Genomic DNA, 11291 nt, shown 5'->3' with positions numbered 1-11291 from the left:
ATATCCTTGCCCGGCAGCACCTTCTCATCGGTCACGCTCACGATCGATATAGCCGATGCCCGTTCCAGGAACGGCTTCGCGTCGGCCACCGCCCTTGCAGCCACGCGGCTGCCGTCCCAGGCGATCACCACGTTGTCGAGCGCACCGACATCTTCGTCACCCGGGAGAATCAAGGCCGGCCGGCCGGAGCTGAACACGACCTCCTCCGCGGTCATGCGGATGGACTCGGTATCCCTCGCCCATCCCACCATGCAGAGGTCGAAATAGCGGCCCTCCCGGGCGGCAGCTTCCCCTATGAACGCGGGCTGCGCTTTCAACTCCTGAGTGGTCAGGGTAACTTTGCACCGCGCGGCTTCGGCCGCGACATTCTCCAGCAGGGCCTTGCCGCGATTCCTGCTGGCCGTCTCGACCTCACGGATCTTGGCAGGGAGGTCGAGCAGGAAGCTGGACAGCGCGTTGGAAACGTCCGGTATGTCGACATTGATGACCGCCGCATCCAGCGTGGCGCCAAGCTGCTTGGCCACAGCCACCGCATTCGACGCGATCTTCGGGCCCGGCGGGTCCGGATAAGTCGGCAGGAACAGGGATGCCAGCATCTGCATAGCTTGTCTCCTTGGATCTTATGCCCGCCTGGCGGACATGGAATGCGGTGACTACTCAGTTCGACAGCAGCCTGTGGAACGAGCCCGATCCGAGCAGGGATCGCGTCGCGCCCCCGAACGCCCATTCGCGGAACCGGCTATGGCCATAACCACCTGCCACAATGAGATCGGCCCCGATTCGATCAGCTCCAGCGATAATCGAGCCGCCCACCGAGCTTCCCTCGCTTTCGAGCAGTTGGGACCGGGCTTTCACACCATGCCTCATCAAGAAGCGCACCACGTCCGCCGCGCCATCCCGCGCGACGAGCGTTCCTTCCTCAGCCGCATTGAAAACGGTCACTTCCTTGGCGTTGCGCAGGAAAGGCATCGCGTCGACCACGGCCCGCCGCGCTTCGCGGCAATCCTTCCAGGCGACCATGATCCTCTCACCCTTGAAGGAGGCGAGATCGTCGGCCGCAAACAGAACCGGCCTGCCCGCGGAAAGCACCAATGCTCCCGGGTCCACGGTCCTTCGGAAATCGCCGGCGGCAGCCGCGGCCGGCGCTCCGGTGATCACCAGATCGGCCGCCCGCGCGTGCAGCGCCACGGCGCGCGTAGGGTCGTCGAGTTCCGCCCGCCAGGATGCGCGCTCGTTGTCACCGGCAACGGCGAGGAACTCCTCCTTGAGCTCGCTGATACGATCCTCGAGCTCGAGCGTCCGGTGACGCAGCACCTCGGCCACGGCCGGAGAAGATTCGCTCGGCGAAACCAATGTGGAGGGCTCGGCAGCCGCCAGCGCGATCAGGTCCGCCTCGAACTTCCTTGCGACCTGCCGCGCGAAAATCAGCCGCGGCGTTGCCGGTGCATCGATATCGAGCTGGACCAATATCGTCGTGTAGATCATATCCGGGCTCCATCAGAGACGGGTAGACCAGCACGGCCGAAAGCGTCCCGCTTTGATGTGCATCAACTTCGGTTCAGTCGGGACAGGACAGGCCGAGAGCATCGAGTCCGGCCGCAAGGTGATCGCCCAAAAGCGGATTGCCGCAAAGATAGTCGGCCGTGTGCCTGTTGTGAGCGTAGGCCGCCTGCTGGCGAACCTCGTCCCAATCGGCCGCCTTGCCGTCATCCCTGCCGAGCCATGTCAACGCCACGAGGTCGATCTGCTCGTCGACGGAGAGATCCGAGATCAGCGACCCAAGCTCTTCGCGCACGGGGTCATCATCATGGTCCTGAAGCACCGCGACTTCGCCGTCGTCCGTGGGATTGGAGCCCGCATCGGGCTCGGTGACGGCGACCTTGACATCGAATCCATGCGCCTTGGAGATTATGAAACAGACCTTGCCGGCGGAGATCGCCAGCTCAGGAGCCTCGATGTCCTCACTACCGATCCCGCGTTTCATCCGATACCTCCTCTTGCGCCGTCAGCGCTCTCCTCCGTCATTGGCCGAGGCTCCCGATATAGGCGATGATCGCCTCGATCTGATCCGGAGAGGCCACAAACTCGGGCATGTCCGGATGGCCGGTGGAGATTCCCTCGGCCAAGGCTTCCTGCAGGTCCTCGATCGGATAGCGGCGGTGCAATAGACGAAAAGGCGGGGCATCGGGATGGGTGCTTTCGCCAGTCCGGCCGACTGCGTGGCACCGCGCGCAGTTTGTTTCGACCAGCCTTTTGCCATAGGCCACCTGCAGATTGTCGCCCGCCCAAGCCGGCGATGCGAAGGCGATAGCAAACGGCAGAACCTTGAGCGCTGTTCGACGTTTCATGGCTGCTGAATAGGCCTTGAGCGGCCGTCGCGCCTTGACCTCGCTCAAACGGCTGGAACGCAGCTACCGCTCGAGGACATACGTGCCGGGCGCCGCGCAAACCGTCTCCAGGGCGCCCAGGGCATCGCCTCGGTCGGCCGCGACCTCACGGCTGGAATGACCGGCCAGCCATTCGACCCAGGCCGGCCACCAGGAGCCATATGTCACGGCCGCCTCTTTTGCCCACTCGTCCGGGCCGGGACGAATGGCGGCATGGCGGCAACTGAGCCTTTTATAGGAACGTTTCGGGTGTCCGGGCTCCGACACGATACCCGCATTGTGCCCGCCGGTGGTCAGGACGAAGTCGATGTCGGTATCCAGCAGATAGGTCAGCTTGAATACCGAACGCCACGGCGCGACGTGGTCCGTCTCAGTGCCGACCGCGAACACCGGGGCTCGAATGTCTTCCAGATGAACGGGCCTTCCCTCGACGCGAAAGCGTCCCTCGACAAGGTCGTTGTCCAGATAGAGCTGCCGCAAATATTCCGATTGCATGCGAAACGGCATACGGGTCGAATCGGCATTCCAGGCCATGAGGTCGGTCATCGGAGCGCGCTCGCCGAGCAGATATTCGCGCACCATGCGTGACCAGATCAGATCCTGCGAGCGAAGCATCTGGAAAGCGCCAGCCATGCGGCGCTGGTCGAGGGTGCCTTCCACCCACATCACGTCCTCTAGCAGGGTGATCTGGCTCTCGTCCATGAACAGGCCGAGCTCGCCCGGTTCTTCGAAATCGACCTGCGCCGCGAAAAGCGACAGGCTGGCCAGGCGGTGGTCTCCGTCACGGGCCATTGCCGACGCCGCTATCGACAGCAGCGTCCCGCCAAGGCAATAGCCCACCCCGTGGATCCGGCTGCTTCCCGTCGCTGCCTCGACCGCGTCCATGGCCGCCATCGCGCCGAGCTGGCGATAGTCGTCCAGCGATACTCCGGCCTGGTCGCTGCCCGGATTGCGCCAGGAGATGCAGAAAACCGTATAGCCGCTCTGGACAAGATAGCGGACCAGCGAGTTCTCCGGTGAAAGATCGAGGATGTAATATTTCATGATCCAGGCGGGGACGATGAGGATCGGCTCCTTCTTCACGGTGTCCGTCATCGGCGCATAACGGATCAGCTCGATCAGTTCATTGCGGAAGATCACCTCGCCCGGCGTGGCGGCGACCTCGATGCCCGGCCGGAAGTCTTCCACGCCAGCCGGCGGCTTGCCGTCGGCCAGACGCAGCAGGTCGTCGACCAGATTGCTGGCGCCGTTGACGAAATTGGCGCCATTTTTCCGAAAGGTCCCATCGATGACCTCCGGGTTGAGCGCCGGGAAATTGGAAGGAGAGACGGTATCCAGGATCTGGCGGCTGTAGAACTCGACGAGGCGCTCATGCCTTCTGGTAACGCCTGGAAGTCCGCTGGTCGCGTTGTGCCACCATTGCTGGGAGAGCAGGAAGGCTTGCTGCATGGCGTTGAAGGGGAATGACTGCCACGCCTGATGCTGGAACCTTCTGTCTTGCGGCAGGGGTGTGATGGTCGGCGCAGCGGTCCCCATTCCAAGCCCGCAGCGAAAAAGAAAATCATTCAACCTGACGAGCTTCTCGACCGCCTTGGTGGAGACCTCCGCCTGCTTGCCCGGCGATGTGGACAAGTGCAGCAGCCAGTCCTGCCAGGCCTGCAGGAGGCTGATCGGCGAAATGCCCGCGGTGAAGGCCGCCACCAGAGCATGCGAGAGCCTGTCGACGTCGCGATAGACGCTTGCGCTTCCTTCGTCCCGCAATAGCGGCGCCGGGGTTGCGGCCGCCACCTCGGTGCCCTTGGAGCCCTGCGATGTTCCCGGATCTTCCGCCATGCCATGACTGCTCCAGGCGGAGGACCGATCGGCGGCTGGCTTCCAGCTTTTCCCTGACGGCGACATTTCAGGCGGGAAGCGTTGCCGCGGCCATGTCGTTCATCGTTGCTTCCGCCTCCTTGCGGACTTGGCCGGCTGTCTCCGAAGCCAGCTTGGCGCCGATGGAAGCGAATTTGCCGGCTTCCTTCGCATAATCGGATGTGGCGTTCTGGACGAAATTCACGAACACGTCGAACGCGTCGACGAACTCGTCACCGCCGGTCAGCTCCTCTACAAGCTTCAGGTCATCCTCGAACCGCCGCTTGAGGAAGGACAAGCCTTCGATCTGGTAGCGCAGCAGCGCGCGGACCGAATGCGCCTGCATCGCGGCGGTCGCCCGCATGAATTTCTGGCCGGTTTGAGCGAAAGGGAGCAGCTCGGGCGCCCGAAACTCTTCTGGATTCCACATCATGGTGTCTTTCCCTTCGCTTCTCGCTTCAATTTCCTGATTTTGGCTGATGCGGCCGTGAGCGGCGTCCAAAGCCGTGGCTTGCGGACAAGCCTTTGCTTCGCCGGAACGACGCCCGCTCGAAATAGATCGCGGCTCCGGCGATGAAGCCGAGGCAGAGCACGGCGCCCCAAAGCAGGAAATCTTCAGTGACCATCAACGAACCCCTTTGGCCGTCCTGGCCGAACATCGCAGGTGCCGCGCAAGCTGGCATTGATCATGATCAATCCGGCCCGGCATGCCGGCTTTGACCCTGATCAAGGCGAGTGACGCCAATGCCCGCGACAAGTCCGGGACAACAAGCCCACAAGCCCACCCGCAGACGCAAAGCGAGGGACGGATATGAAGGAATTGCCGCTTGCCGATGTCTACCGGCTGATTGAGCCCGGTCCGGTCGTCCTCCTTTCGACGCGGTCCAGGCAAGGCCGCTCGAACATCATGACGATGTCCTGGCACACGATGGTGGAAGTCGCGCCGCCAACGATCGCCTGCGTGGTGTCAAGCAATGACCTCTCCTTCTTCGCCTTGCGTCAAACCAGGGAATGCGTGATCGCGATTCCTGCCGTCGGCCTTGCGGAGAAGGTCGTGAAGGTCGGCAATTGTTCCGGCCGGGATACGGACAAGTTCGCGACCGCATGGTTCACGCCGCTTCCCGCCGAACAGGTGTCGGCGCCGCTGGTGGCCGAGTGTTTCGCCAACCTAGAGTGCCGTGTGGTCGATACGCGCCTGGTCAACAGACACAATCTCTTCCTGCTGGAAGTCGTCAAGGCGTGGATCGATCCGCAACAGCCGAGGCCTAAAACCATCCATCACATCGGGCATGGCACCTTCGTGGTTGATGGCGAGGTAATCCATTTCGAATCCCGGATGCCTTGAACGTCGGGTCGCGGCTTAGAAACGACTTTGATCCACATCAAGGCGCGCATGCTCGTCGGACATAGGGTTTGGTTCATCGAGAAGGATCAAATCGAAAGCGCGTGCGATGAGCTACAAATCAATTCTCCTGAACCTCAACATCGACGGTCCGATCGAACCGATCACGCGGATCGGCGTGAATCTCGCCAAGCGCTTTGACGCCCGTTTGATAGGGTTTTGCGCCGCGGATGCTCCGTTGCCGGTGACAATGGCGCCCGAGGGCGCGGCGATCGCCGCCGATATCTGGGAACAGTCGCGGGACGAGATCCGACGCCGCCTGACCAGCCTGAACGGCGAGTTCGACGGCCTGGTGGCCGGAGCCGTCAAGACGGACTGGCATGGCGATATCGAAAATCCGAATCACGCCGTGGCCCGGAGAGCCCGCATGGCCGACATCGTCGTCACCAGCGCTTCCCAGGGCGCGTCGACGGGCGACTCCTACCGCACGGTCGATCCAGGATCGCTGGTGCTGCGCGCGGGCCGGCCGGTCCTGGTTGCGGCTCAGGGCTCGATGGATTTGCCGGCTCGCAGGATCGTGGTGTCCTGGAAGGACACGCGTGAGGCCAGGCGGGCGGTGGCGGACGCTGTACCGCTTATGGCCATGGCCGAGGAAGTCACCATCGTCGCGGTCGATCGCAACCCGGACGACTGGACCAGGGACAGCGTCAAGGACGTGGCGAGCTTCCTGGCCGGTCACGGCATCAAGGCGCGCACCGAGATCATCAAGACGGCCGATGATGAAAGCAATCGCCTCGTCGATTTCTTCGCCTCGATGAATGCCGAGTTGATTGTGTCGGGCGCCTATGGGCATAGCCGGTTGAGGGAGTGGGTGTTCGGCGGCGTTACCCGCTCCTTGCTGGACGAGGTGTGGCTCAATCGGCTGATGTCGAACTGACGCCGTTGCCTAAGGACACACCTGCATGATGACGGCCGCGCGATAACAGCATGGTGATAGCGGCGCGGTCACCATAGCCATCCTCTTCAGACTAGAGCGGTTCACCGTTCCACGGAAACGGCGAACCGCTCTATCTCATTGTTTTTACGCAATTCCGGACGGAAAACCGCTCACACTTCTCCTGGAATTGCTCTAGAAAAAGGTGTCGGTGCCGGGCGCACTGACACCTTACGGGCGACGAGATCGCGTTTCCCACTCCGCCCGGTTGTCAACCGATGGTGATCCGGTCTTCGACCGTCTTCACGCCCGCGGCCGACCAGGCGGCGCGCTCGGCCGCCCGGCGTTCCGACCAGGCATGCACCCGGCCTTCTAGCCTGACGGCGCCGTTGCCGAGAACGTTGACCTTGATCTCCTGCGCCTCGAGCTCCGCATTGCGCTTCAGCGCGTTCTCGATACGCTACTTGATGTCATGGGTCGACGGACGCGGCTTGATCTCGATCTGGTTGGTCACGCCAATGACGCCGGCGAGGTGACGCACGGCATCTTCCGCCGCGCTCTTCTGGTACTGCCATTCGACCTTGCCGGTGAGCTTGATCCAACCGCTCTGCACGCTGATCTGAACGGCGCCGCCTGGAATGGAGGTGTGCCAGGCGATCGTGTTGACGGCGCGCTTGGCGATCTCGTCATCTGCGGTCTTGTGGGTGCCGAGGGGACGCACTTCCATCTCCTGGGCGATGGCTTTCACGCCCTTGACGTTCCGCACGACGTCTTCGACCTTGACCTTCTGAGCATAGGTCGGGACATGGCCGGTCAGCGTCACGATGCCATCGTCCACCGCCACGCCGATATCGGCGGCATCGATGCTGGGCTCGAAGTCCAGCTCATCGATGATGTCCTGCTTCAGGATGCTGTCACTCATTTTCCACCTCACTGTTTTCGGGAGCTACTTCATGCAACGCCGCAAGTATGGCCCGTGCGCGCGCGGTGACGTTGATTGCCGTCAAATGCCGGGCGGATGCGCAATGGACCCTGCCACCCAGCGAGTGCCTGTCACGCCCCTGCCCTAGGCGACCTTCCTCGCCGGGGCAGCAACCGAAGCCGCCCGACGCAGCGGCGGGAAATCGTCGGGCGTGATCGTCTCGCGCTCGAGCAGCAGGCTGGCCCCAGCCTTGAGTTCTCCCATCCGGGATCTGAGCAGTTCCTGCGCCGTGGCGAAGGCCTCGTCCAGCATCTGGCGGACGGCAACATCGACCTCCCGCGCGGTGGCCTCCGAATAGTCGCGCTGGCGCAGCGACCCGTCTCCCAGCCATTGCTGCTTTTGCTCCTCGAGCACGGCCTGCCCCACGGCGGAACTCATGCCGAAGCGCGTAACGCTCTGGCGCGCGACGTCCGTCGCCTTGGCAAGATCGTCGGCTGCACCGGTCGAGACTTCGCCATAGACGATGTCCTCCGCTGCCCTGCCGGCCAGCAGCGCGACCATACGCTCCTTCAGTTCGCCTTCGGTGATCAGGAAGCGATCGTCGGTCGGACGCTGCATGGTGTAGCCGAGCGCGCCGATCGAGCGCGGGATGATCGACACCTTGTGCACGGGATCAGTCTTGAGTAGCGCGGCCGCCGCAAGCGCATGCCCCATCTCGTGATACGCGACCCTCTCGCGCTCCGCCGGATTGAGCAGCCTGCTCTTGCGTTCCGAACCGGCTACGATGCGCTCCACCGCATTGGTGAAATCATCCATCGTCACCTTGTCGGCATTGCGCCGGGTGGCGAAGATCGCGGCTTCATTGACGAGATTGGCGAGGTCGGCGCCCGTGAATCCGGGTGTAATGGCCGCCACTTCGCCGATGTCCACGCCCGGCGCCACCGCGACGCCGCGGACATGGACCTTGAGAATGGCCTCGCGTCCCTTCCGGTCGGGCCTGTCGATCACCACCTGGCGATCGAAGCGACCGGCGCGGGTAAGCGCCGGATCGAGGATCTCCGGCCGATTGGTGGCGGCCAGAAGCACAATGCCGACGCGAGGATCGAACCCGTCCAGCTCCGACAGGAGCTGGTTGAGCGTTTGCTCCTTCTCATCCGCGCCGCCATAGCCCGCGAAGGGGCTGCGCGCTCGACCGAGCGCGTCCAGCTCGTCGATGAAGATGATGCATGGCGCGGCCTGTCTTGCCTGCTCGAAAAGGTCACGGACGCGTGCGGCGCCCACGCCGACGAACATCTCGACGAACTCGGAGCCGGAGATCGAGAAGAAAGGCACGCCCGCCTCGCCGGCCACCGCGCGCGCCATCAGCGTCTTGCCGGTCCCCGGCGGGCCGACCAGGAGAATGCCCTTGGGGATGCGCGCGCCGAGGCGCCCATATTTGTCCTTGTCCTTCAGGAAGGAGACGATCTCCTGCAGCTCCAGCTTTGCCTCGTCGACGCCGGCGACATCGCCGAAGGTCACGCCCGTCTGCCTCTCCACATAGACCTTGGCCTTGGACTTGCCGATGTTGATCAAACCGCCCATTCCTTGTCGTTCGGCGAAGCCGCGGAAAAGGAACATCCAGAGCCCGAAGAAAAGCAAAGCGGGCAGGATCCACGAAAGGATGGTGGTAAGCCAGTTGCTGTCGGTGCCGCCCGACACCTTCACGCCGGCCTTCTCGAAGGCTTCGGCCGCGGCCGGATCGACGCGCGCGGCGACGAAAACGCTTTTGCCGTCCTGCGGCTGCTTGAACTGACCCTGGATGGTTGTTTCAGTCAGCGTGACGGAGGCGATCTTGCCCTCGCCGACAAGCCGCATCACGTCACTGTAGGAGAGCTGCGCGACGTCACGCCAGCCGAGCCACAGCTGGAACATGCCCATCAAGACCAGCGCGAGGATGAAATAGCCGATGTTGAAACCGTGTTTCTTGTCCATAAACGTCTCCGCGGAAATCTTGCTGTCCTGGACCGGTCACCGGGCATGCCGATATAGGCGAACCGGTTCGCCTCTCGTGAGCGGCAAAAGCGAGGCACCGGAAAGCTGCTCCGATGCGTCCTCCACACACCCGTGGGACCCTCGCAGGGCCGAAACTTCAGCGCAGCCTATCCGCGTAGCGCCCCCCAGACTTTGAGCGAGATCAAGGAGTGCCCGCTCCGCAGTGCCTACAAGCGCGCTATTTCCGGGGCGCCCCAACGGACGGCGATGATGACTGGCCGCCCACGGCCCATCCTTGAGCGAAATCAAGGAACATCGCTTCGCCAAGTCTACTTTGAAACTCCTGGCCTTCATCTGTCGGTGAGGATGGCCAAATCTATTTGGTCCGAATTCTGGAGGTGCAACCGTGCCCCATGCATCGATCGAGGACCTGCCTCCGCCAATCCGTGAATATCTCCCCTTGCATGCAAGAGAGATTTACCGGTCCGCGTTCAACAACGCCTGGGACGAATATGTCGACCGCGGCGAGAAGCGCGAGGAAATCGCCCACCGGGTCGCATGGGCCGCGGTGAAGCATCGCTACCGCAAGCAAGGGAATGCGTGGATGCCGCTATAAGCGACTCTTTTTCGATGCATTGACCGAAATCAAATTTTTCGCATCGAAATCCTTCATATGTGGCGCAATCACCTACTTGAGGTACCGCCGCTCAATGAGAAATGCCGTCGCGAGGCTTGTCGACACCTGCAATGCTGAAAGAAGCAAGGGATCCGACTTTCCAACCATCTGGAGAGATGTGCTGAAGGCGCATCCCTGCGTGCTCGGGCAACGCGTGCTCGGGCAACCGGTACAGGACAGCGGAGAGGACGGTCCGCTGCTGAGGATCCCCTTGATCACCGGCCAGGTCCTCGTGTTCCTGGGTTCGCATTTTTCTCTCTGGTGAGCTTCCCTGCCGGGTAGTCCTGACGGTTTGGCCGCATCCTGTCCGACTTGACGAGGATCAAGGTCGTTGCGTCCCCGACCTGTCTTGATGCCGCCAGCAATCAGCTGGAGACGCCAAATGGTCGGCATTACCTTGAGCCCCGAGCAGATCCGAACCGCTCCGCCGGCGGTCCGGCAATGGCTGGAACATGAGATCGCGCATTCGCTGGGACTGGGTCCGTCAGCGGAACCAGCTCCGCCCGACGCGCCGCATCTGGTTGCCTGTAGTCCACAGGAAGCAGCGGCGATCTATGCCTCGATCCGCAGCATGCTCCCCGTCGTCGCCGTTTTCTTCGAGCTTGGCCGCGAGGGGACCATGGTCGGCGACCAGGGCCTTGTCGCCTTCCGGCTTGCCGACATGCTTCGCGACACGCGCCTGCCCGATGCGCGGCACCTCGCCACTTGCCTGGACGTGATCGACCGGGCCTTCCGTCTGGCGCGCCGCGACGATCACGCCGTGCTGTCGATCCTCGACCCCTCAGGCTACTGCATCGTCGCCGAGGCGACCCGTCGAAGCGTGCTCGCCGTATGGTCGCAGGAAATGGCGGTGCAGCAATTCCCGGACAGCGCGACGCCTGAGGGCGCCGAGATTTCGCCGGCCGAACCTTTCTCGACCTCGGGCGCGCTTCCGCCTCAGTCGATCCACCTTGGCCAGGCCCTTGGCGAGCCGGTTGCGCATCCGGACGGCCGACAAAATTAGGAGGCGGCCGTCGACTGTGATGTTGATCGCCAACCGACCGAGCGTCGGGACCGTCAGCGGGTTGTCAGGCTGGGCTTGCTAGAGCGGGATGAAAATGTTTGGAGTCGTTGAGGATTCCCAAATCAGCGATTTTCTGATTCACCGTTCCTGCTGGGAAGGAGGCCAGCATGAATGGCATTGTCGACGGATCTACGTGAGCGCGTGG

Annotated in this window: 12 protein-coding genes and 1 pseudogene; 4 read left to right on the top strand and 9 right to left on the bottom strand. The window is 62.8% G+C overall.

From position 1 onward, the window contains the following. The 7 genes from EOA23_RS25980 to EOA23_RS25950 all read right to left on the bottom strand — a co-directional run. The coding region (locus tag EOA23_RS25980) for a universal stress protein (protein WP_127306249.1) at positions 1–602 on the bottom strand (602 nt) is incomplete at its 3' end. A 55-nt stretch (positions 603–657) separates the two neighbouring features. Next, positions 658–1485, bottom strand: a complete 828-nt coding sequence (locus EOA23_RS25975; protein WP_127306248.1) for a universal stress protein — start codon at positions 1483–1485, stop codon at positions 658–660. 73 nt (positions 1486–1558) lie between these two features. After that, positions 1559–1984, bottom strand: coding sequence for a DUF3775 domain-containing protein (locus EOA23_RS25970; RefSeq protein ID WP_127306247.1), 426 nt, complete (start codon positions 1982–1984; stop codon positions 1559–1561). A 37-nt stretch (positions 1985–2021) separates the two neighbouring features. After that, positions 2022–2348 (bottom strand): cytochrome c, encoded by a 327-nt coding sequence (locus EOA23_RS25965; RefSeq protein WP_127306250.1) that lies wholly within the window; start codon positions 2346–2348, stop codon positions 2022–2024. A 63-nt stretch (positions 2349–2411) separates the two neighbouring features. Beyond that, positions 2412–4220, bottom strand: coding sequence for an alpha/beta fold hydrolase (locus EOA23_RS25960; protein WP_127306246.1), 1809 nt, complete (start codon positions 4218–4220; stop codon positions 2412–2414). Positions 4221–4287: 67 nt separating this feature from the next. Continuing rightward, positions 4288–4671 (bottom strand): phasin family protein, encoded by a 384-nt coding sequence (locus tag EOA23_RS25955; RefSeq protein ID WP_126064806.1) that lies wholly within the window; start codon positions 4669–4671, stop codon positions 4288–4290. A gap of 25 nt (positions 4672–4696) precedes the next feature. Beyond that, on the bottom strand, positions 4697–4897 hold the full coding sequence (locus tag EOA23_RS25950) for a hypothetical protein (protein WP_127306245.1): 201 nt from the start codon (positions 4895–4897) through the stop codon (positions 4697–4699). A 152-nt stretch (positions 4898–5049) separates the two neighbouring features. Between EOA23_RS25950 and EOA23_RS25945 the strand changes: the two genes are divergently transcribed. Together EOA23_RS25945 and EOA23_RS25940 are read left to right on the top strand one after the other, a co-directional pair. Beyond that, on the top strand, positions 5050–5583 hold the full coding sequence (locus EOA23_RS25945; protein WP_126062699.1) for a flavin reductase family protein: 534 nt from the start codon (positions 5050–5052) through the stop codon (positions 5581–5583). Positions 5584–5689: 106 nt separating this feature from the next. Beyond that, positions 5690–6517: a universal stress protein gene (locus tag EOA23_RS25940; protein ID WP_127306244.1), complete on the top strand. Its 828-nt coding sequence runs from the start codon at positions 5690–5692 to the stop codon at positions 6515–6517. 268 nt (positions 6518–6785) lie between these two features. Here the strand turns inward: EOA23_RS25940 and EOA23_RS25935 are convergent. Together EOA23_RS25935 and ftsH are read right to left on the bottom strand one after the other, a co-directional pair. Continuing rightward, a pseudogene (locus EOA23_RS25935) lies at positions 6786–7436 on the bottom strand (BON domain-containing protein). Positions 7437–7580: 144 nt separating this feature from the next. Next, on the bottom strand, positions 7581–9407 hold the full coding sequence (ftsH, locus tag EOA23_RS25930) for an ATP-dependent zinc metalloprotease FtsH (RefSeq protein ID WP_127306243.1): 1827 nt from the start codon (positions 9405–9407) through the stop codon (positions 7581–7583). A 406-nt stretch (positions 9408–9813) separates the two neighbouring features. Between ftsH and EOA23_RS25925 the strand changes: the two genes are divergently transcribed. Both EOA23_RS25925 and EOA23_RS25915 read left to right on the top strand, forming a co-directional pair. Next, positions 9814–10023, top strand: a complete 210-nt coding sequence (locus EOA23_RS25925) for a ChaB family protein (RefSeq protein ID WP_127306242.1) — start codon at positions 9814–9816, stop codon at positions 10021–10023. 442 nt (positions 10024–10465) lie between these two features. After that, entirely contained in the window at positions 10466–11086 is a 621-nt protein-coding gene (locus EOA23_RS25915) for a hypothetical protein (RefSeq protein ID WP_127306240.1), read from the top strand. Positions 11087–11291 lie beyond the last annotated feature (205 nt).

It is taken from the genome of Mesorhizobium sp. M2A.F.Ca.ET.042.01.1.1 (genome assembly GCF_003997405.1).
In the GTDB taxonomy this organism is placed as follows: domain Bacteria; phylum Pseudomonadota; class Alphaproteobacteria; order Rhizobiales; family Rhizobiaceae; genus Mesorhizobium.
Note: the sequence above shows the minus strand (reverse complement) of the source record. Positions and strands in the feature narration are given on the sequence as shown.